Origin of the sequence: Arthrobacter glacialis (assembly GCF_002909415.1) — a bacterium.
In the GTDB taxonomy this organism is placed as follows: domain Bacteria; phylum Actinomycetota; class Actinomycetes; order Actinomycetales; family Micrococcaceae; genus Specibacter; species Specibacter glacialis.
The window spans coordinates 40,544-61,592 of the sequence record NZ_PPXB01000006.1 but is presented as its reverse complement, the minus strand read 5'-3'; the positions used below and the strand labels follow the sequence as shown (position 1 = coordinate 61,592).

Annotated in this window: 17 protein-coding genes; 12 read left to right on the top strand and 5 right to left on the bottom strand. The window is 61.1% G+C overall.

Annotated features, from left to right (window positions below):
• Positions 1-66 precede the first annotated feature (66 nt).
• Positions 67-2,751 (bottom strand): asparagine synthase (glutamine-hydrolyzing), encoded by a 2,685-nt coding sequence (gene asnB / locus CVS28_RS08800; protein WP_103481263.1) that lies wholly within the window; start codon positions 2,749-2,751, stop codon positions 67-69.
• A 130-nt stretch (positions 2,752-2,881) separates the two neighbouring features.
• On the opposite strand from asnB, the gene pdxT reads away from it, so the two are divergent.
• The 9 genes from pdxT to CVS28_RS08755 all read left to right on the top strand — a co-directional run bounded on the left by pdxT (position 2,882) and on the right by CVS28_RS08755 (position 12,852).
• A complete protein-coding gene (gene pdxT / locus CVS28_RS08795; RefSeq protein WP_279325065.1) occupies positions 2,882-3,580 on the top strand; it encodes a pyridoxal 5'-phosphate synthase glutaminase subunit PdxT in 699 nt (232 codons plus the stop codon).
• A 2-nt stretch (positions 3,581-3,582) separates the two neighbouring features.
• Positions 3,583-4,338, top strand: coding sequence for a YebC/PmpR family DNA-binding transcriptional regulator (locus CVS28_RS08790; protein WP_103465566.1), 756 nt, complete (start codon positions 3,583-3,585; stop codon positions 4,336-4,338).
• 3 nt (positions 4,339-4,341) lie between these two features.
• Complete coding sequence (ruvC, locus tag CVS28_RS08785) at positions 4,342-4,929, top strand: crossover junction endodeoxyribonuclease RuvC (RefSeq protein ID WP_103465567.1); 588 nt, start codon at positions 4,342-4,344, stop codon at positions 4,927-4,929.
• Between the two features lie 89 nt (positions 4,930-5,018).
• A complete protein-coding gene (gene ruvA / locus CVS28_RS08780) occupies positions 5,019-5,651 on the top strand; it encodes a Holliday junction branch migration protein RuvA (RefSeq protein WP_103465568.1) in 633 nt (210 codons plus the stop codon).
• Between the two features lie 3 nt (positions 5,652-5,654).
• On the top strand, positions 5,655-6,782 hold the full coding sequence (ruvB, locus tag CVS28_RS08775; protein ID WP_243399794.1) for a Holliday junction branch migration DNA helicase RuvB: 1,128 nt from the start codon (positions 5,655-5,657) through the stop codon (positions 6,780-6,782).
• A gap of 261 nt (positions 6,783-7,043) precedes the next feature.
• The gene (gene yajC / locus CVS28_RS08770; RefSeq protein WP_243399793.1) at positions 7,044-7,481 is read left to right on the top strand and encodes a preprotein translocase subunit YajC; all 438 of its coding nucleotides are present in this window, start codon (positions 7,044-7,046) and stop codon (positions 7,479-7,481) included.
• A gap of 93 nt (positions 7,482-7,574) precedes the next feature.
• Positions 7,575-9,344, top strand: coding sequence for a protein translocase subunit SecD (gene secD / locus CVS28_RS08765; protein ID WP_103465569.1), 1,770 nt, complete (start codon positions 7,575-7,577; stop codon positions 9,342-9,344).
• Entirely contained in the window at positions 9,344-10,354 is a 1,011-nt protein-coding gene (gene secF / locus CVS28_RS08760) for a protein translocase subunit SecF (RefSeq protein WP_103465570.1), read from the top strand. Before secD ends, secF begins: the two co-directional genes overlap by 1 nt.
• Before the next feature lie 101 nt (positions 10,355-10,455).
• Positions 10,456-12,852 carry a RelA/SpoT family protein gene (locus CVS28_RS08755; protein WP_103465571.1) on the top strand — a complete coding sequence of 799 codons (2,397 nt, stop codon included), beginning with the start codon at positions 10,456-10,458 and terminating at the stop codon, positions 12,850-12,852.
• On the opposite strand, the gene CVS28_RS08750 is transcribed toward CVS28_RS08755, so the two are convergent.
• The 3 genes from CVS28_RS08750 to CVS28_RS08740 form a co-directional block, all read right to left on the bottom strand.
• The gene (locus CVS28_RS08750; RefSeq protein ID WP_103481262.1) at positions 12,849-13,439 is read right to left on the bottom strand and encodes a hypothetical protein; all 591 of its coding nucleotides are present in this window, start codon (positions 13,437-13,439) and stop codon (positions 12,849-12,851) included. The genes CVS28_RS08755 and CVS28_RS08750 overlap by 4 nt on opposite strands.
• Positions 13,440-13,537: 98 nt before the next feature.
• Positions 13,538-15,010, bottom strand: a complete 1,473-nt coding sequence (locus CVS28_RS08745; protein WP_103481261.1) for a DUF349 domain-containing protein — start codon at positions 15,008-15,010, stop codon at positions 13,538-13,540.
• 123 nt (positions 15,011-15,133) lie between these two features.
• Entirely contained in the window at positions 15,134-15,934 is an 801-nt protein-coding gene (locus tag CVS28_RS08740; RefSeq protein ID WP_103481260.1) for a peptidylprolyl isomerase, read from the bottom strand.
• A 248-nt stretch (positions 15,935-16,182) separates the two neighbouring features.
• Between CVS28_RS08740 and hisS the strand changes: the two genes are divergently transcribed.
• The 3 genes from hisS (at position 16,183) to CVS28_RS08725 (ending at position 20,498) form a co-directional block, all read left to right on the top strand.
• A complete protein-coding gene (gene hisS / locus CVS28_RS08735) occupies positions 16,183-17,529 on the top strand; it encodes a histidine--tRNA ligase (RefSeq protein ID WP_103481259.1) in 1,347 nt (448 codons plus the stop codon).
• 212 nt (positions 17,530-17,741) lie between these two features.
• Positions 17,742-19,517, top strand: coding sequence for an aspartate--tRNA ligase (aspS, locus tag CVS28_RS08730; RefSeq protein WP_103481258.1), 1,776 nt, complete (start codon positions 17,742-17,744; stop codon positions 19,515-19,517).
• Positions 19,518-19,736: 219 nt separating this feature from the next.
• The gene (locus CVS28_RS08725) at positions 19,737-20,498 is read left to right on the top strand and encodes a GNAT family N-acetyltransferase (protein WP_243399792.1); all 762 of its coding nucleotides are present in this window, start codon (positions 19,737-19,739) and stop codon (positions 20,496-20,498) included.
• Between the two features lie 49 nt (positions 20,499-20,547).
• Here the strand turns inward: CVS28_RS08725 and CVS28_RS08720 are convergent, their stop codons facing one another.
• The gene (locus CVS28_RS08720; protein WP_103465577.1) at positions 20,548-21,036 is read right to left on the bottom strand and encodes a GNAT family N-acetyltransferase; all 489 of its coding nucleotides are present in this window, start codon (positions 21,034-21,036) and stop codon (positions 20,548-20,550) included.
• Positions 21,037-21,049: the final 13 nt, after the last annotated feature.

Below are 21,049 nucleotides of genomic sequence, written 5' to 3'. Positions count from 1 at the left end.
CTTTGATTAAACAAGACGAGACGCGATACAGGCGAAGGGGCCTGTATCGCGCCTCGGCGCCAGGTACTATTTCTGCGTGAACACCAGAGACATGGGTGTTGTCTCGGTGGTCTGACCCTGCGGGTTGTCGCGGAAGATGTTCTCCAGGACAGCCTTGGGCAGTGCGGTGTCGTGGCCCAGGGCAACCACACCAAGATCGTTGGCGTCCATGATGGCTGTGCCGGCAAACGTCGCCGCAAACTCGGCCGGAACAGTGGCCCGGACCAGGGCGCTGAGGCGCGCCGCCACGCCGTCGGGGTCGATGGGCGCGTACTTCACCGAGTGTGTTGAGGTACCCACCTGGTAGCCGGCTGCGCCGTCGATCGCGTTGATGTTGTGGCCAACAACCTCATAAAACACACCGGACTTGCCCTGCAGCTTGCCAATGACGCTGCGCGCGGAGGCGTACATGATCTTGGGCAGGCCCACCTCATCGATGGCCAGCTGCATGGACCAGGGACTGGCCAGGCCAATGCCGCCGGGGTTGCGGGTGACGAACTTGCTGAAGATGCGTGCCGCGTTGGAGACCTTGATGTCCCAGACCGGGATGGAGCGGCCCTGGGTCATGGCAACGATCTTCTCCGAGACGAACAGGTACCACGGGGTGTCGGCAGTGGCCGCAGCGTGGTCCCCGCCTGCTGTGGGCAGGCCGTCGAAGTAGCGCTTGACGTAGGTCATGACTGCCGGGTCAAAGTCGGTTTCCTTGTAGAAAACCTCGGTGCGCAGCGGGTAGCGGCGGAAGGTGCCGGCGTTGTCCGGAACCGTGATGTCCAGGTTCTTGTCGGCGTTGGGGATGTAGTCGCTCTTGCCCTCGATGCCAGCCTTGACCTCGGGCTGGTCAAAGAACTCGCGCAGCCACAGCTCGGTGTTGATCAGGCGCCAGAAGACCATGGTGGAGCCGGCGGACTTGCCGCTCAGGTATTCCTCGAACGCGTAGATGACGGTGTCCTGGTTCCAATAGGGCCGTGAACCGAAGGAGGAGGAAAGGAAGATCTCGTAGATCTTTTCCTGCATCAGGCCAAACCACTCGGCTTCAGGGGTGGTGAAGCCGATCTTGTTGCGGCGGTTGCTGATCATCTCCGGCAGCAGCTCGCGGGTGGCGTCGCGCAGGATTCGCTTGTTCCAGCCGCCCTTGATGATGGACTCATCGTCCAGGCTGAACAGGAACTTCACCACTTCCTTGTCCAGGAACGGTACTCGGCCCTCCAAGGAGAAGCGCATGGTGTTCTTGTCCTCGTAGCGCAGCACAGCCGGCAGGGACTTGTGGAAGAGGTCGTCAATGAGACGCAGCTTCAAGTTGTCCGGGATGTTGGAGAACGTCTCGCCCTTGTGCGCGGCGGTGAACTTCTTGTTCAGCAGCGGGGTGATCCCGGCGGCCTTCTTGAAGGTCAGCGCGCCCTGGATGCGGAACCGGGCGAGCCGGAACAAGATATCGGAGCTGGAGACCAATTCCTTGGCCAGCTTGGCGTTCTGCCCGTTCTTCTTCAACTGGCGCAGGTACGCGAAGTAGTAGGGGATGTAGCCGGCCATCATCTCATCGGCACCCTGGCCGTCCAGGAGCACTGTGACGTGCTTGGACGCCTCACGCATGACCTGGTACTGGGCGTACGGGCCGGAGGAGATGATGGGCTCCTCCATGGTGCGCACAAAGTCCTCCAGGTCGTCCACGAATTCGGCGGCCTGCGGGCGGATCTTGTGGCTGATGACGTTGCCTTCGCAGCGGGCCAGCACGGCGTCGGCGTACTTTTCCTCGTCATTGAGCGAATTGGGGAACACTGCGGAGAAGGTCTGCTGCTGGGCACCGAGGGAATCGGTGGCTGCTGCCTTCTCCTGCATGAGCTTGTTGATGGTGACCACGACGGCGGAGGAGTCCAGTCCGCCGGAAAGGGCCGTGCCCACGGGGACCTCGGACTGCAGACGCAGGCGGACACCCTCGGTGAAACGCTCCCGGTATTCGTCAATGACGGCCTTGGAGTACGGGGTTTCAATCTTGGCCAGCTCGGCCAGCTCTTCCTTGAAACGCGTGTAGGAGCTAATGGTGACGGTGCCGGCCGGGCCAGCCTCGCTGTCAACCGTGTTCACCACCAGTTTCTCGCCGGGCATCAACTTCTGCACGCCGTCGAAGAAGGTGGCGGATTCGTCGTCGTGAATCCGGAACTGCAGGTAGCGGTACAGGATCCGCTCGTTGACGCCGGTCTCAATCTTGTTGGCAGCCAGCAACGGCTTGATTTCCGAGCCGAACAGCAGCGTGGGGGCCTGCGCGGTGCCGGCGGTGGCGTAGTACAGCGGCTTGATGCCGAAGTGGTCGCGGGCCAGAACCAGGCGGTTGTTCTTCCTGTCATGGATGGCAAAGCCAAACATGCCGTTGAACTTGTCAAAGGCGGCGTCGCCCCACTCCTCGTAGGACTGCAGCACAACTTCGGTGTCCGACTTGGTGGAGAACGTCCGGCCCAGGGCTTCCAGCTCAGCACGCAGGTCCAAGTAGTTGTAGACCTCACCGTTGTAGATGAGGACGGTTTCACCGTCGGCGCTGTACATCGGCTCCTGGCCGTGGGCCACATCGATGATGGAGAGACGGCGGTGGGCCAGGCCCACGTTGCCGTGGGTATAGATACCCTCACCGTCGGGGCCGCGGTGCACAATGCACGCGTTCATCTCTTGCAGGAGCGTTTCGTCTGCTCCATAACCGTAATAACCAGCGATTCCGCACATACTACTTACCTCATCTTTAGCACGTCAGTCCTCGCACAATGCTACTTGGTGTAGCTCTTCAGTGCTGCCAACCGTCACGGCGCGTAGGTGAAGTAATCGATGTGACTTTGCGCCCAACTAAGATGTAAATGTGACTAAGACTTTCCATGAAACCCTTGATTCCGCAGCGCCCAAACAGCCCCTGGTGGGTGTATTGGCACTGCAGGGCGATGTGCGCGAACACGCCCGTGCCGCCGAGGCCGCCGGCGCGCGTGTCATCAGTGTTCGACGCCGGTCCGAGCTGGACGCCGTCGACGGACTGATCCTGCCGGGAGGGGAATCGACAACCATTGACAAACTGACCCGCATCTTTGAGCTGCGCGAGCCCCTGCGTGAGCGCATAGCCGCCGGAATGCCCGTGTACGGCAGCTGCGCCGGCATGATCCTGCTGGCCAACGACATCGCAGACCCCGCCAAGGATATGAAAGGCGAGGCACAACAGACCCTGGGCGGGCTGGACATCACAGTGCGGCGCAACGCCTTCGGGCGCCAGGTTGACTCCTTCGAGACTGAATTGAACTTTGCGCAGCTGGCCCTGCCCGGCGAGCCGGAAACCCCCGTGCATGCGGTGTTTATCCGGGCGCCGTGGGTGGAGCGCGTGGGGGAGTCCGTGCAGGTCCTTGCTAGTGTTGAACTCCCTGCGGATGAGCAAACCGGTAGAATCGTCCCAGAAGTCCGTGCAGTAGCCGTTCGGTCGCAGCATTTGCTGGCCACCTCCTTCCATCCGGAAGTGACGGGTGAGCGCCGCATCCACGAACTGTTTATACGAATGATTAGAGGGGAAGCGTAACCATGTCAGGCCACTCCAAATGGGCAACAACCAAGCACAAAAAGGCGATTCTTGACAGCCGCCGCGCAAAGTCGTTTGCCAAGCTCATCAAAACCATTGAAGTTGCCGCCCGCGGCGGCGGAGCTGACCTCCAGGGCAACCCGGCGCTGGAATTGGCCGTCTCCAAGGCCAAAAAGACCTCGGTTCCGGCAGACAATATTGACCGCGCCATCAAGCGTGGTGCCGGCCTGCTGGGCGATGCCGTTGACTACCAGACCATCATGTATGAGGGCTACGGCCCCCAGGGCACCGCGATCCTGATCGAGTGCCTGACTGATAACAAGAACCGCGCCGCCTCTGAGGTCCGTCTGGCCGTGGGCCGCAATGGCGGCAACATGGGGGATCCCGGCTCGGTGGCCTACATGTTCACCCGCAAGGGCATTGTGGGCCTGCCCAAGAACGGTCTCAGCGAAGACGACCTGCTCATGGCGGTACTGGACGCCGGTGCTGAGGAAGTCAAGGACGACGGCGAAAACTTCGAGATCATTTGCGACACCGCAGATTTGCCTGCCGTTCGTGCGGCTCTAGCGGAAGCCGGTATCGAGTACGAAACCGACGATGCAGGCTTCGTCCCGTCCATGCAGGTTGAACTCGACGTCGAGAATGCTCGCAAGTTCATGAAGCTCTACGATGCTTTGGAAGACCTGGATGACGTCCAGAACATCTACTCCAACGCTGACATGAGTGCCGAGGTTCTCGCGGCGCTCGAAGAGGACTAACACCTGCGTGTAATAGGAGTTGACCCGGGCTTGACCCGGTGCGGGCTCGGCGTCGTTGACGTTGCCCCCAACCGCACGGCCACCTTGGTGGGTGTTGGTGTGGTGGGAAGCTCACATGTTTTAACGTTGGACGCCCGGCTGCTGGTCATCGCGGAAGCGATCGATCAGTGGCTGGACGCGTTTAAGCCCGATGTTTTGGCCATTGAACGCGTGTTCGCCCAAACCAACCTCAGCACCGTCATGGGCGTGGCACAGGTGTCAGGTGTTGTCATGGTAGCTGCCGCCCGGCGCGGCATACCCGTTGCCATGCACACGCCGTCGGAAGTCAAGGCTGCCGTGACAGGCAACGGCCGCGCGGACAAGGCCTCGGTCACCGCCATGGTGACCCGGTTGTTGCGTTTGTCCGAGCCGCCAAAACCCGCCGACGCCGCCGACGCCCTAGCCCTGGCCATAGCCCACGCTTGGCGCAGCGGAAGTGCTTTTTCGCCGGCTTCCGCCGGTACGACGGCGGCCCAACAGTTGTGGCGCGACGCGGAGACCAAGTCAAAGGTCCAAAAGAACAAGGAAAAGCCCGGAGCCACCTGGCACTAGTTGTTAGTACGTATGTTCTATATACTGGCTGTAATTCTATTGCCAGTCAGTTACGGTTTAGTACCAGTGTGTTGTCAGGAGCAGTTGCAATGATCAGTTTTGTTCGGGGACCAGTGGCCCATCTCTCGCTGGCCCAGGCGGTTATCGACGTCAACGGGGTGGGCATGCTGGTTCATGCCACACCCAAGACGCTCGGCAATCTCCGTCTGGGTGAGGAGTCCACGCTGACCACCACCATGATTGTGCGCGAAGACTCCATGACCCTGTACGGCTTCGCCGATGCGGACGAGCGCGAAGTCTTTGACGTGCTGCTCAGCGTCAGCGGCATCGGCCCCCGCCTTGCCCTGGCCGTTTTGGCGGTGCTGGAACCGGAAGCCATCCGGCGCGCGGTGGCTGACGGCGACGGGAAGGCTTTCACGAAGGTTCCCGGCGTTGGGCCCAAGGTGGCCGGGCGCATAGTTCTTGAACTCAAGGGCAAGCTGATCCCCACCGGTGCCCCTGTCACTGCGTCAAAGCCGGCAGCGGCCATGGCCTGGAAGGATCAGGTTGTTGCCGCCATGACCAGCCTTGGGTGGAATGAACGCGACGCCCTCAAGAGCATCGATGCAGCCATTGCTGACGATCCGGAACTTGGTGAGAGTGCCAATGTGCCCGCCATTTTGCGGGCCACGCTGCGCTGGCTGGGCCAGGACAACTCCCGGCAAAGCAACAGGGTGCGCTAGGCCATGGCAACTACCGACGGCGCCGGCGGGCTGCCCGGACAAATCAGCATCGGTGGCGGCCCGGCCGGCCCGGGCCGGGTGAAGGCAGCCGATTTGGCTGTGCCCGCACCGGAGCCTGAGGATCGCGAACTGGACGCTGCCCTGCGCCCCAAGAACCTTGATGACTTTGTGGGGCAGGAGCGGGTTCGCAAGCAGCTCTCCCTGGTGCTGGCGGCGTCCAAGATTCGCGGGCGCAGTGCCGACCACGTCTTGATGTCCGGTCCGCCCGGCTTGGGCAAGACCACCCTGGCCATGATCGTTGCCGCTGAGATGAACGCGCCGCTGCGCATCAGCTCCGGCCCCGCCATTCAACACGCGGGGGACTTGGCCGCCATTCTCTCCTCACTGTCTGAAGGTGAGGTTTTGTTCCTCGATGAGATCCACCGCATGTCCAGGCCGGCAGAAGAAATGCTGTACATGGCCATGGAGGATTTCCGTGTGGACATCATTGTGGGCAAGGGTGCTGGTGCCACCGCCATTCCACTGGAACTGCCGCCGTTTACCTTGGTGGGCGCCACCACACGCGCAGGCTTGCTCCCCGGTCCCTTGCGTGACAGGTTCGGCTTTACCGGCCACCTGGAATTCTATTCCGTGGGGGAACTGGAGCTCGTGTTGCGCCGTTCAGCCGGCATGCTGGACTTGAAATTGACCAGTGCAGGATTCGCCGAGATTGCCGGGCGGTCCCGCGGCACACCCCGTATTGCCAACCGCCTGTTGCGGCGGGTGCGGGACTGGGCGCTGGTTCACGGCATCGAAACCATTGATGCGCGCACCGCATCGGCGGCTTTGGACATGTATGAGGTGGATGTCAGGGGCCTTGACCGCCTGGACCGGTCGGTGCTGGAAGCCCTCGTCAACAAGTTCAACGGCGGGCCCGTCGGGTTGTCCACCCTCGCCATTGCTGTTGGGGAGGAGTCTGAGACGGTGGAAACCGTTGCAGAACCTTTCCTGGTCCGCGAGGGCCTGTTGGGGAGAACACCCCGTGGGCGCATAGCCCTGCCCGCGGCCTGGGAACATCTTGGTTTGAAGATGCCTCGTAATGCTGTGGCGGCGGCCATGCTGCCCTTTGATGAGGACGATGACGAGCAATAGCAGCCGAACAAGCAGTGATCTTGGACAAGCGGATCCGGCACTGCTTGTACTACGGCAACCCTGACTTCTAGCGGCTGGGCGCCAATACCGCCCGGCGTGCCAGGCAAACAAAGACACAATGCGCTTCGTTGTGTGTATTTGTGAGCAATTGTGGGCGGTTTATCATCCAACGTTCAGTTTTACCCTCTAGACTGGTATGACGTCCGGCACGTTTGCTCCGTGTCTGGATCCACATGTACTTAAAAGAATGGAACCCTAGCTGTGTCCTTCAGCAGTATTTTAGCCGCCGATGCGCCCGCCGCACCAAGCCTGTTCAGCGGCACCAACCTCCTTTTGTTCGCCATGTTCGGCTTGCTCATCTTCATGATGATGCGCAAACAAAAGAAGACCAAGGCAGCTGCAGCCGAACAGCGCTCCAAACTTGCCCCGGGTGTTGAAATGATGACCAACTTTGGTCTGTTCGGCAAAGTCCTCTCCATTGATGAGGACGAGAACAAGATCCTTTTGGAAATCTCCCCCGGCGTCACCGCCACTGTTCACCGTCAGACAGTTGCCAAAATCATTGAGCCTGAGACGGTTGAGGCGATTGTTCCCGATGACGCTTCGGCCTTGACTCTGGATCTGGAAAAGAAAGCGCCCGCCGGGGAAACCGTTGAGGAATCCCTTGAGCGCCTAAAGAACGAAAACAAAGACAACTAGCCTTATGCGGGTTGGCAGCTGCTGTGCCGGTGAAATCCTGCACAGCAGCATTGCCATGTTCACTACACCCGTGACCAATAGAAGGATCCCTTGATGGCACGAACAGGTCCGACGTCCACAGCTCGCAGAACTCTTCTGTGGCTTGCGGCGATCATCATTGCATGCACCCTGGCAGTAGGTGGCGGCGTCCTCGCCGGAGCCGCCTCATGGTCGCCAAAACTGGGACTTGACCTTGAGGGCGGTACCCAGATGATTCTGGCGCCCAAGGTTGAAGGCGCTGGCAGTATCACCAGCGAGCAGTTGGACCAGGCCGTGTCCATCATCCGTCAGCGCGTTGACGGTTCGGGTGTTTCGGAAGCACAGATTTCCACCGAAGGCGGTAACAACGTTGTTGTGAACATGCCTGGCAAGCCCACGGACGCAGAGCGCGAGCTCATCAAGGCCTCGGCCAACATGAACTTCCGCCCCGTGATTGTTGCCACGCAGGTTCCCAGCGGCGCAGTGCCGGAAGCCGAGCAGACGCCCGCGGACAAGTTGCCGGTCCCCACAGCCGCCCCCGTGAACGCGAGCGATCCCAACTGGGTTGACGCGGCGTTGATGAAGCAGTTCGAGGCAACCAGTTGCATTGCCCCGCTCACCGACCGTCCCACAAGCTCTGATCCGGCGAAGCCCCTGGTGAGCTGCGAACCTGACTCGGGCATCAAGTACATCCTTGGCCCGGTGGAGATTCCCGGCAAGTGGATCAAGACTGCCAGCTACGGCCTGCAGGCCGGTGCCCAGGGTGCAACGACCAACGAATGGTCGGTTCAGCTCACGCTGACCAAGCCCGAAGGCGCCCAAGCGTTCAAGGAAGTCACCCAGCGTCTGAACTCAAAGTACCTGGCCAACCCGGAGGACCCGCAGTCGAGATTCGCCATTGTCCTCGATGACAGTGTCATCTCGGCTCCGGCGTCCATGGCTGTCATTACAGACGGTCAGTCCTCCATCACGGGCCAGTTCACCGAGGAAAGCGCCAAGTCACTCTCTGACAAGCTCAAGTTCGGTTCACTGCCCATCAGCTTCGAGATCCAGAGCGAACTCCAGATCTCGGCAACGCTTGGTTTGCAGCAGCTGGAAATGGGTATGCTGGCCGGTTTGATCGGTCTTGGTTTGGTGGTTATCTACTCCCTCTTCCAGTACCGGGCTCTTGGCCTTGTCACCATCTCTTCCTTGGTGATCGCTGGTGTCATCACCTACCTGGCTATCATCTTGCTGGGTTGGGCCGAAAACTACCGGCTCTCCTTGGCGGGTGTGGCGGGTATCATCGTGGCCATCGGTCAAACCGCTGACTCGTTCATTGTTTACTTTGAGCGTGTCAGGGATGAACTCCGTGATGGCCGCGGTCTGGTCGCCGCCGTTGAAAATGGTTGGGCCCGGGCCAAGCGCACCATCTTGGCTTCCAAGGCCGTGAACCTCTTGGCCGCCTTGGTGCTGTACTTTGTCTCGGTTGGAAACGTCAAGGGCTTCGCGTTCACCCTTGGTCTGACAGCCGTGGCTGACCTTATTGTTGTCTTCATGTTCACTCACCCCACCTTGCAGTTGCTGGCCCGCACCAAGTTCTTCGGTGAAGGCCACCGCTTCTCCGGCCTTGATCCGGTTCAGCTTGGCGCCATTCCCTTGTACCGCGGTGCAGGCCGTTTGCGGACGCCTGAAGAGACCATGGAAGTAGTCAAGGGCAAGAACGCCCGCGCGGCCGGTGAAGCCGAACGTCGCCAGACCATTGCCGAACGCCGCCTGGCAGCCAAGGAAGCTGAATTGGTTGGCAGCAGGGGTGCCGGGGCTGCAAAGTCCGAGTCCAACGAAGACTCGAAGGAGAACAAGTAATGAAGAGTTTCGCCACTTTTGGTAATGAGCTTTACACCGGTGAACGGTCCTACGAGTTTGTTGGAAAACGCAAGATCTGGTTTGGCATCACGGGCCTTGCGGTTCTGGTGTCGCTACTGATTCCCATGCTGGGCGGTGGCTTCAACTTCGGTATTGAGTTCCGCGGCGGATCGCAGTTCACCATCTCCGAAGTAGCCCACACCGACGCCGTCATTGGTGAAGAGGCGGTTGACCAGGCTGTTCCCGGCACGGCAGCCGTGGTTACCAACATCGCCGGCAAGACGATGCAGGTCCAGACAGACAGGCTCACCGATGACGAGACCTTGAAGGTCAGTGACGCGTTGAAGAGTGCCTATGGTGTAACGGATGACCACATCACCTCAACGTTTGTTGGTCCCACCTGGGGACAGGACGTTTCTCGTCAGGCGATCATCGGTTTCATTGTCTTTGTGCTTCTGGCAACAGTTTTGATGGCCGTGTACTTTAGAACTTGGCGCATGTCCATTGCCGCAGTGGTGGGCATGCTGGTGGTCATGGTGGTTACGGCCGGCGTCTATGCGGCATCCAGATTTGAAGTCACTCCGTCAGCCATCATTGGGTTCTTGACCATTTTGAGCTACTCGCTCTATGACACGGTTGTGGTCTTTGACAAGATTCGTGAAAACACGGCCGACATCACCAAATCGGTGCGCAGGACCTTCGGTGAGGAAGTCAACCTGGCCGTCAACCAGACCCTGGTGCGCTCCATCAACACCATGATGGTTGCAGTACTGCCGGTTGCTTCCATTTTGTTCATCGGCGCCTTCCTGCTCGGCGCCGGTACCTTGCGTGACCTTTCCTTGGCGTTGTTCATCGGCATTATTGTGAGTACTTTCTCCACCATTTTTGTCGCCGCACCGTTGTACGCCTGGTTGCGTGAGCGTGAACCGGAATTGGCCAGGCAGGCCAAGAAGGTCCATTCGCGTCGCGCCAGCGAAGCAAACGAGACTGCCAAGACTGTTAACGTCTAGCAGCACTCGAGTTTGACCCGTAGCCGGGGGAGGATGCATAGCATCCGCCCCCGGCTATCCTTTTGGTCAAAGTTCCCCCATCTGCGCCTTACACTGGATAAATGCTCCGCAGTGGGAGCGTGTGGCCGCAAAACGAGGGAGGAAATGCGTTGAACGATGAATCGCCCTCGCATAAGATATTGACCGAATCCGGGGCCCCAGTCCCGGGCGATGCCAGTGTTTCCAAGCCACGCCCGCCGGAGCTGCGCCCCACCTTTCCTGGCCGTCGCGAACGCACCCGATCCCGCCTGGCCCGTCTGACCGGCTGGTCCAATGAGAGCTACTCGCCCATCCTGGAGCCCTTGCTGCGGATTGTGCGGGCCAAGAACCCCAAGGAAGACTTTGAGCTGATCCAACGCGCCTTCTCCGTCGCTGAGAAGTACCACGAAGGTCAGAAGCGTAAGAGTGGTGACCCCTACATCACCCACCCGGTTGCCGTGACGACGATCCTTGCCGAGCTGGGCATGAGCGGCAGCACACTGGCAGCTGCCCTGTTGCACGACACGGTTGAGGACACCCCGTACACCCTGGCCGAACTGGAACGGGACTTTGGGCCCGAAATCACCATGCTGGTGGACGGTGTCACCAAACTGGACAAAGTTGAGTTTGGTGACGCGGCACAGGCGGAGACAGTCCGCAAAATGGTCATCGCCATGGCAAAAGACATCCGGGTGCTGGTCATTAAACTTGCGGACAGGCTGCATAATGCCCGCACCTGGCGGTTCGTCTCGGCAGCGTCTTCGGAGAAAAAAGCCCGGGAAACCCTGGACATCTTCGCGCCACTCGCGCACAGGCTTGGCATGAATGCCATGAAATGGGAGCTGGAAGAACTTTCCTTCGCCGCCTTGTACCCCAAGGTGTATGAAGAGATTGTCCGGATGGTTCAAGACCGCTCTCCCGAGCGTGAAAAGCAACTGAGCATTATCCGGCGTGAAATTGCCGAGTCGATGCGGTTGTCCAAGATCAAGGCTGAAATCACCGGCAGGCCCAAGCACTACTATTCCATCTACCAAAAGATGGTGGTGCGCAACAAGGACTTCGATGACATCAACGATCTCATCGGTGTCCGTGTCCTCGTGGATACCGTCGGTGACTGTTATGCCGCCCTGGGTCAAATTCACTCACTCTGGAACCCCCTGGTGGGGCGTTTCAAAGACTATATTGCCCTGCCAAAGTTCAATATGTACCAGTCGCTGCACACCACAGTGGTGGGCCCGGGCGGCAAATTGGTTGAAATTCAGATCCGCACCATGGAAATGCACCAACGGGCGGAATACGGTGTTGCGGCCCACTGGAAGTACAAGACCGGCAACAAAACACCCGTCACCAGCCAGGACGACTTGAACTGGTTGCGCACTTTGGTTGATTGGCAGCAGGAGACCAAGGACCCCAACGAGTTCCTGGAATCACTGCGCTATGAGATGAACGCCAAGGAAGTGTTTGTCTACACGCCCAAGGGTGCCGTCGTGGCCCTGCCGGAGGGTTCCACCCCCGTGGACTTTGCCTACAGTGTGCACACCGAGGTGGGTCACAGGACCATTGGGGCGCGCGTCAACGGCAAGCTGGTGCCGCTCAACAGTGAACTGGCTCATGGTGACACCGTGGAGATCTTCACCAACAAGGCAGAGGGTGCCGGCCCCAGCCAGGACTGGCAAAACTTTGTTAAGAGTGCCCGCGCCCGGAACAAGATTCGCCAGTGGTTCAGCAAGGAACGCCGGGAAGAATCCATTGAAAAGGGCAAGGAACTTCTCACCAAGGGCATGCGCAAGGCAAACCTGCCTTTGCAAAAGATGATGACCCATGACGCCCTCATGGCCGTCGCGGAGCATTTTCACTACACGGACATTGCCGGACTCTATGCCGCTGTGGGGGATGGGCACACGTCCACCCAGTCAGTGGTTGAGCGGCTTCGTGAAGTTCTCGGCGTCCACCACGACATCGACGACACGCCAGCGCCGCTGGATACCCACGTCTCTACCAGCCGCCCGCGCATCTCCGATTCCGGAGTGGTTGTCCACGGCATTGGCGACGTACTGGTGAAACTCGCCAGGTGCTGCACCCCCGTGCCGCCGGATCCCATCTCCGGATTCGTCACCAAGGGCTCAGGGGTGTCCGTTCACCGCCAGGATTGCCCCAATCTGCTGAATCTTCAAAACGAACCGGACAGGCTGGTTGAAGTTGAATGGGCCCAAGCGCAGAAGGGCGTATTCCTGGTGGAGATCCAGGTGGAAGCCCTGGACCGCAAGAGTTTGCTCTCCGATGTGACGCGCGTGCTGGCTGAATGCCATGTGAATATTTTGGCAGCCAGTGTCAGCACCACCCGCAACCGGGTGGCCATGTCTAAATTTGCGTTCGAGATGGGCGATCCGAAGTACCTCGACAACGTGCTCAACGCTGTGCGCCGCATTGACGGAGTTTACGACGTTTACCGGGCCACCGGATCACAACGGCGCGCTTAGGGCTGCTGACCGGCGTCGAGCATGGTTTGCACGAGCCGCTGGGCCCGCAGCTTGCCGGGCACATGCGTGGCAGTGGCCAGGGCCTCCTGCAGGCCCGCCAAGGTGCATGCCAACGCAGCTTGGCCGGCCATGGCTGCCAAGATCGCCCGCGCGGTGCCCTCCGGGGCGGAACGGGCCACATCCATGGCAGTACGCAGGGGGCTCGTCACCAAGGTGCCGCCCACGCTCTGCACATCAACCGTGTCAAGATGAACTTGACGCAAAGTGCAGCCGCTGTGGGCCGGCAGAAATGCCGTGTTGCCATCATTGTCAACCAGCAGTGAAATGACAAGCGGCGGGGGAGCGCAACCGTAAATCCATGCCGCCGCGAGCTGTCCCAGCACGGCCCGTCGTTCCAATGCCGCAGGAATGCTGAGCCGCAGCGCCCCGGCCCGCAATGCGGCCGTCTCGGCAACCTTCCGGGGGCGGAACGCATTGCCCACGACGGGGACCAACACGCCGTCGAGCTTCATGGCGTGAAGTTCGGCCAGGATGAACATGTCACCGGGAACCAGAAGTGCGCCGAAGCTGTTGCTTGATTCGATCATGAACCAAGACTGCACCTGCCCACGGCAAAGCAGAAGGCCCCAGCGCCGGATTGTGGACAACCCGGCCCTGGGGCCTTGTGACTTGCTGAAAATACTTGCTAGGAGAAGTCCGCAGCAGCCTTCTGGATTTGCTCCAACCACAGTTCACGGGCTTCCAAGGCTTCAGTTGCCTTGGCCACCTTGCGGGCATCCCCGGCCTTCTGGGCCTTGGCAAGATCTTCCTTCAGACCAGCAATGGTGGCTTCAAGCTGGCTCAAGGCGCTGCTGGTGCGGGCTTTGGCTTCGGGGTCGCTGCGGCGCCAGTTGTCCTCATCGGCGGCACGAACGGCGTCCTCAACCTTGCGCAAGCCGGTATCAATGCGCGCCATGTCATTGCGCGGAACCTTGCCGGCTTCCTCCCACCTGTCACGAATGGACTGCAAAGCCTTCTTCGTGGCGTTGAGGTCCTTGATGGGCAGCAGTGCCTCGGCTTCGGCAAGCAGGGCTTCCTTGACCAGCAAGTTGGCACCGAATTCCTCATCGAGGGCGTTGTTGGCGTCCTGGCGGGCAGCGAAGAACTTGTCCTGCGCGCCGCGGAAGCGGGCCCACAGGGCGTCGTCGTCCTTGCGGCTCGCGCGCGGTGAGCTCTTCCACTGATCCATCAAGCGGCGGTACTCGCCAGCGGCGAAACCCCAGTCGGTTGACGTGGCCAATTCCTCGGCGGCCTCAATCAAGGACTCCTTGGTGTTCTTGGCTGCGGCGTTGTTGTTGTCCAGCTGCGAGAAGTAGGCGCGGCGGTGACGGTCAAACACGGTGCGGGCGCTGCGGAATCGCTTCCACAGGCCTTCCTCCGTGGCGCGGCCAAGGCGCATGCCGGACTTCTGTGCCTGCTTCCAGAACTCGAAGAGTTCGTTCATGCGGGCGCTGCTAACCTTCCACTGAATGGCTGCGGGGTCTTCGGCTGCAATGGCCTCGGCCTCGGCCACAATGGCCTCGCGGGCCGCCAACTCAACGGTGCGGGCAGCCTCGTGGGTTGCGCGCTCCGCGGCGGTCAGGGCCTTGATGCTCTCATCCAGTGCCACCAGACGGGCCAACGCCGTGTTGACGTCACCCACGGAAGTGCGTTCGCCAAGCTGTTCGCGCAGGTGCGTGACAGTCTTGTGCATGTCAGCGGTGGGGGCCTTGGCCTCAACACGCTGCTCAAGCAACGTTACCTGGGCCAGGATGTCCTCGAACTTGCGGGCAAAGTAGGCCAGGGCCTCATCCTTGCTGGCGCCGGGGTACTGGCCCACAGGGAACTCTTCGCCGTCCAGCAGCAGGAAAACGTGTCCGTCTTCTTCAGCGCGGCCAAACTTGGCAGCTTCCACCAGATTCACCGCCGGGACAGCCGCCACAGGGGCAGCAACGGGGGCAGCAGGCGCTGTGGGAGCCTTGGGCCGGGCAGCAAAGGCCGCCGGTGAAGGCGAAGGCGAGGGAGCTGGAACGGGGGCCTGCGCCGCGTCGGCAACAACTGGTGCAGAGCTTTCCTGGGCAGGAATAGCCGGCTCGGTTGTTGAGGCAAGTGTTTCGTCGGATTCTTGACTGTGTGTCACCGCTAAAAGTCTTTCGCTGGAGGGAACTGATGGGTGGAGCAAAGCGATCTGGCCGTGATCGCGCTGGAGCGTGGTTTCCGTGGTGGGCGCTAATGCGTTCCGCCAAGAATGGCCTTATGAAATCTAATCAAGCTTGAACGAGTCTATCGTCACCTTGGTCTTGGGTGCGCCGTCGGTGGCGTCTGCCTCGATGCCGCCGCCAGCAATTGCGTCCACAACATCCAGGCCGCTGGTGACCTTGCCAACAATTGTGTAGCCGCCGGTGTCCTGCGGAAGGACCGTGTCCTTGAAGGTGATGAAGAACTGCGTGCCATTGGAGAACGTGGTGTTTGCGCGGGCTACGGCAATGGTGCCGGCAGGGTATTTTCCGTCAGCCGGGGTGTTTTCCACCGGGCCCCACAGGTAGCTGGGATCGCCCTGGCCGTCGCCGTTGAGCGATCCGCACTGCAACACACCGAAGTCGGGCGCGTCGGCCAGGCGGTGGCAGCTCTTGCCCGTCATGAAGCCGGAGTCTGCCAGGGACTTGAATACGGCCGCGGCTTGGGGTGCGGCGGTGCCGTCCAGGCTCACGCCAACGGGCTGGCCGTTGAGGCTCAGTGATCCGGTGAAGGTCTTGCCCGCGGCGGTGTCAGCCTTGGGAACCGTGGGACTGTTGGTCTCTGCAGGCGCAGCCGTTGTGGGGGCCGGCGATGGTGCCACCGTAGCTGTGGGCGTTGGTTCGGTCTCAGCCGATGCGCTGTCCTTGGGTGTGAACACAGTCAGCGCCAGCACAATGGCAACCACCAAGGCAACAGCGATGGCGATGGCCGCGATCAAGTTGTCGCGCTTGCGGCGTAGCTGTTGCTCCTGGTGCAGGGCCTGGTTGGCCTGCATGCGTGCAACGCGTGCCTTTGCTTCGCGGTTGGACTTATTGGTGTTGACCAACTGTGCCTCGCCTTCATGTGTGAGCTTCAACGTGAGCGGTACGTTTACCCGCGCCGTGTGAGCGTGGCGGGGGTAGGTTAGGGGTGGAGTGCCAAACCTTATAAAATGGCATTCGGTGTCAGTTTACTCATGTATGTGCCGCAAAGCTGCGAGCATGACAGGGCCACGCTCACACCATTACGTTTACCCGCGACGCCACTTCTCGTGATCGAACACCTCACGTGGCGCATGTTAGGAGAGCATTACCCATGGCACGCAACGCCTCCTTGTCCGGTTTTCCCGAGTGGCTTCCCGAGGAACGGCTGGTGGAACAGCATGTGTTGGACACCCTGCGCCGCACCTTTGAACTTCACGGGTTCAGCTCTGTAGAGACTCGGGCGGTGGAGACTGTGGGCCAACTCCTGCGCAAGGGTGAGATTGATAAAGAGGTGTATGCGCTCTCCCGCCTGCAGGACGACGACGGGAATGCGGCCGCAGCTGCCAAGGCCGACCCCAACCAGCTGGCCCTGCACTTTGACTTGACAGTGCCCTTTGCCCGCTACGTGGTGGAGAACGCCGGATACCTGTCCTTCCCGTTCCGCCGCTACCAGATCCAGAAGGTGTGGCGCGGCGAGCGTCCCCAGGAGGGCCGTGCCCGCGAGTTCACCCAGGCGGACATTGACGTAGTGGCCGACGGTGAGCTTCCCTTCCGCTATGACGTGGAACTTGCGCTGGTGATTGCCGAGGCACTCTCCGCCCTGCCCATTCCCGCCTTCAAGTTGCGCATCAACAACCGCAAATTGGCTGAGGGTTTCTACCGGGGGATTGGCCTGAGCGACACCGCGGGGGTGCTGCGCAGCATCGACAAGCTGGAAAAGATTGGCGCGGAAGCCGTTGCCAACCTGCTGAAGAACGAGCTCGGCGCCACTGACGAGCAAGCCGCCAAGGCCCTTGCCCTGGCATCCATCCGCACGGAAGACACCTCCTTTGTGGCCGCTGTGCGCGCACTGGGTGTCACCGACGAGCTCATGGAAGAAGGCTTGAGTGAGCTGGAGCAAGTTATTGCTGCAGCCGTGAAGAGCGCCCCGGGTTCGGTGGTGGCGGACCTTTCCATTGCCCGCGGCCTGGACTACTACACAGGAACCGTCTACGAGACTGTCCTGGTGGGCCACGAGGCGCTGGGTTCCATCTGCTCCGGTGGCCGCTATGACGCCCTGGCATCCAAGGGCAACCGCAAGTTCCCCGGCGTCGGGCTCTCCATTGGTGTCACCCGCCTGGTGGCCCGCATCCTCAGCCAGGAATTCGCCAAGGCCTCGCGCAGCGTCCCCACAGCCGTTCTGGTCACCCTGGTGGATGAGGACAGCTGGTCGGACGCCCAGGACGTGGCAGCAGCCTTGCGGGCCCGCGGCATCTCCACCGAGGTTGCCGCCAAGGCGGACAAGTTCGGCAAACAGATCAAGTACGCCGACAAGCGCGGGATTCCCTACGTCTGGTTCACCGACGAGTCCGGGACCCACCAGGTCAAGGACATTCGTAGCGGCGAGCAGGTAGTGGCGGATCCCGCCGTCTGGATGCCACCGACTACGGACCTGGTGCCGCAAATCGTTCAGGCGTAGTACCAGCCGCACGAGCACTCTCACGAGGTAGGGGCTGGTGCCCGCACCGCGCCACACACGACTCCGTCGGTGTGTCCGCGGTGGCACCCACCACACCGCCAGCCCCTACGCTCGCTGCGCGCTCGGGTGCCTGCCTGATCACGGTAAACTTCTAGACAAATCATCTTTGCGGCTCGGATCCCGGGCTGTTCACCACCATTGAAAGGAATGCTGTGCTGCGCACACATGACCTGGGCTCCTTGCGGGCCGAACATATTGGCCAGACCGTCACACTCTCGGGGTGGGTTGCCCGCCGTCGAGATCACGGTGGTGTGGCTTTCCTTGATCTGCGCGACGCCTCGGGCGTGTCGCAGATTGTGGTGCGTGAAGAGGATGTGTTCCATTCACTGCGCAACGAATACGTTTTGCAGATCACCGGAATGGTTTCCCGCCGCCCCGAGGGCAACGAGAACCCGGCCCTGGCAACAGGTGAGATTGAAGTCATGGCGGATACCGTCGTCGTCCTCAACGAAGCCGCACCGCTGCCGTTCCAGGTAGACGAGCACGTTGAGGTTGGTGAGGAAGCGCGCCTGAAGCACCGCTACCTGGACCTGCGCCGTCCGGGCATGCAGCGCAACCTGCGCCTGCGCTCGGAGGCCAACCGCGTGGCCCGCAACCTGCTGCACGAGCAGGGCTACACCGAGATTGAAACCCCAACGCTGACCCGTTCCACCCCTGAAGGCGCCCGCGACTTCGTGGTGCCGGCACGGTTGGCACCGGGTTCCTGGTACGCACTGCCGCAGTCCCCGCAGCTGTTCAAGCAGTTGTTGCAGGTGGGCGGCTTTGAGAAGTACTACCAGATCGCCCGCTGCTACCGAGATGAGGACTTCCGTGCGGACCGCCAGCCGGAATTCACCCAGCTGGACATCGAGGCAAGCTTCGTGGACCAAGATGACATCATCGCCCTGGGCGAGAAGATTGTCTCCGCATTGTGGAAGCTGATCGACGTCGAAATCCCGATGCCCATCCATCGCATGACGTACCGCGACGCCATGGCCCGCTTCGGCTCGGACAAGCCGGACCTGCGCTTCGGGCTGGAATTGACCGAGATGACGGAGTTCTTCAAGGACACCGAGTTTGGCGTGTTCAAGGCTCCTTACGTTGGCGCAGTTGTCATGCCCGGTGGCGCTTCACAGCCCCGCCGCCAGCTCGATGCTTGGCAGGAATGGGCCAAGCAGCGCGGCGCCAAGGGCCTTGCCTACGTGCTGGTCAAGGACGAGGGTGAGCTGACTGGTCCGGTTGCCAAGAACCTCACGGACACCGAGCGTGCCGGCCTGGCCGACGCCGTTGGCGCCAAGATCGGTGACTGCATCTTCTTCGCCGCCGGCGATGTTTCCCCCTCACGCGCACTCCTGGGTGCAGCCCGCGTTGAGATCGGCCACCGCACCGGGTTGATCAACCCGGCCGACTGGGCCTTCGTGTGGATCGTCGACGCGCCCATGTTTGAGCCAGCATCCGACGCCGTCGCCTCCGGTGACGTTGCTGTTGGTGCCGGCAAGTGGACCGCTGTGCACCATGCGTTCACCTCGCCCAAGCCCGAGTTCATGGACACCTTTGACACCGACCCGGAAAACGCGCTGTCCTACGCCTACGACATCGTGTGCAACGGCAACGAGATCGGTGGCGGTTCCATCCGCATCCACCGCAGCGATGTGCAGGAACGCGTGTTTGAGCTCATGGGCCTGGACAAGGAGTCCGCGCAGACCAAGTTCGGCTTCCTGCTCGAGGGCTTCAAGTTCGGAGCCCCGCCGCACGGCGGCATTGCCATCGGCTGGGACCGTGCCGTGTCCCTGCTGGCCGGGGTGGATTCCATCCGCGACGTCATTGCGTTCCCGAAGTCCGGCGGCGGCTATGACCCGTTGACCCAGGCCCCGGCGCCCATCACGGCGCAGCAGCGCAAGGAAGCCGGCGTTGACTTCAAGCCGGAAGCCAAGCCCGAGGCCAAGTAGCACCTGCTCCACACGTAAATGCCGGTCTCCCGCCCAGGGAGGCCGGCATTTTTGTGGTGAGTGCGCAGCTAATGCGAGTTTCGGCGTCGGAACTCGCATCAGCTGCGCACTCACCAGAGCCGGTGACCTTGCCTCCCACGGTGATCGAGTCGAGCGCACCGTCAGCGCCGCCCGGCTACGATGAAGCGTGTGAATGACTCTGTCGGGCAAGACTGTACCGTGGACGCACTTGAAGTGTTGATGAATGAGGCCTGGCCTGCTCCGGAGGCGATGGATCGCGATGGGTGGGTGCTGCGATCAGCCAGCTCAGTGACCCAGCGGGCCAACTCGGTGTGGCCTCGACAGGCGCCCGCTGATCTTGCGGTGGCACTTCGAGATACCGTGAGCTGGTACGCCACACGCCGCCAGCCCGTCATCTTCCAAGTGACCCATCGCCCGGAAAACCGCGCTTTGGAACAGCTGCTGGACCTTCAGCGATATTCTCGGCAGTCGGAGACGCTGATCATGACAGCTGTTGGCAGCGTCAATGGGGCCCCTGCCACGCCGGCCGGCATCACCCTGACGTTGAGCGGTGCGCCGTCGAAGGAGTGGATTGAGTTGTGGTGGCGGATAGACGGTAGGGGAGCGGCCGCCGAACGCGAAGTGGCCCGGGGGATCCTCACGGGAATCCCTTCGCTCTACGCCTCGGCCGTGAATGGCGACGGCATGGTGGTGGGAACCGGGCGGGTGACGCTGCTCAACGGGTGGGCCGGGATCTATTGCATGAGTGTCCATCCGGGCTTTCGCCGGCAGGGCATTGCCGCGTCCATTCTTCGCCAGCTCCTTGACGCGGCTCACGAGCGAGGCACTGCCCAAGCGTGGTTGCTGGTGACGGCCGCGAACGCAGGCGCGCATGCACTCTATAAACAAGGTGGATTTAGAGAAGTTGGCAGGTATCACTACCGCCAAGCGCCTCTGCGCCGGGCACCCATGGCCTGCTGACCGGCCACTGCCGCCGCTACGCCTGTTCGCCAATGCCCTCGGATGTGACCTAAAGAATCAGCTTGAACCCCACGTGAGACGCTGTGAAGCCCAGCCGCTCATAGAATCGATGAGCGGCGTCTCGAGATTTGTCACTGGTCAACTGGACCAAGGCGGCGCCCCGGTGCCTCCCCTCTGCGATGGCCCACTCCATCATCGAGGATCCCAAGCCGTTGCCACGAAGCCGCTCGTCTACCCGGACCGCCTCCACCAGCAATCGCGTCGCGCCCAACCGGGCCAGGCCGGGGATAACTGTCAACTGCATGGTGGCCACAACAGTTTCCAGGTCATCCACGACGGCGACCAGCAACTGCGCCGGGTCCGCGTCGATCGCCTGAAAAGCAGTCAAATACGACACGTGATTCTCAGGCGCAGTCGAATTCTCAGCCTGGCGGATGGTGTCGTTGGCCATAAGTTCAACAATCGGGACAACGTCGGCTTCAACGGCCCTGCGCAAGTAAAAACTTTTACCGGACAAGACAATGGTTTCGAGGATCATGAACTGATCCTTT

Excerpts from the sequence above, each read along its gene's own strand:
- secD (WP_103465569.1), top strand. The coding sequence starts at position 7,575 with ATGGCACGAACAGGTCCGACGTCCACAGCTCGCAGAACTCTTCTGTGG.
- asnB (WP_103481263.1), bottom strand. The coding sequence starts at position 2,751 with ATGTGCGGAATCGCTGGTTATTACGGTTATGGAGCAGACGAAACGCTC.
- CVS28_RS08755 (WP_103465571.1), top strand. The coding sequence starts at position 10,456 with ATGCTCCGCAGTGGGAGCGTGTGGCCGCAAAACGAGGGAGGAAATGCG.
- CVS28_RS08720 (WP_103465577.1), bottom strand. The coding sequence starts at position 21,036 with ATGATCCTCGAAACCATTGTCTTGTCCGGTAAAAGTTTTTACTTGCGC.
- secF (WP_103465570.1), top strand. The coding sequence starts at position 9,344 with ATGAAGAGTTTCGCCACTTTTGGTAATGAGCTTTACACCGGTGAACGG.
- ruvB (WP_243399794.1), top strand. The coding sequence starts at position 5,655 with ATGGCAACTACCGACGGCGCCGGCGGGCTGCCCGGACAAATCAGCATC.
- hisS (WP_103481259.1), top strand. The coding sequence starts at position 16,183 with ATGGCACGCAACGCCTCCTTGTCCGGTTTTCCCGAGTGGCTTCCCGAG.
- CVS28_RS08790 (WP_103465566.1), top strand. The coding sequence starts at position 3,583 with ATGTCAGGCCACTCCAAATGGGCAACAACCAAGCACAAAAAGGCGATT.
- ruvA (WP_103465568.1), top strand. The coding sequence starts at position 5,019 with ATGATCAGTTTTGTTCGGGGACCAGTGGCCCATCTCTCGCTGGCCCAG.
- CVS28_RS08750 (WP_103481262.1), bottom strand. The coding sequence starts at position 13,439 with ATGATCGAATCAAGCAACAGCTTCGGCGCACTTCTGGTTCCCGGTGAC.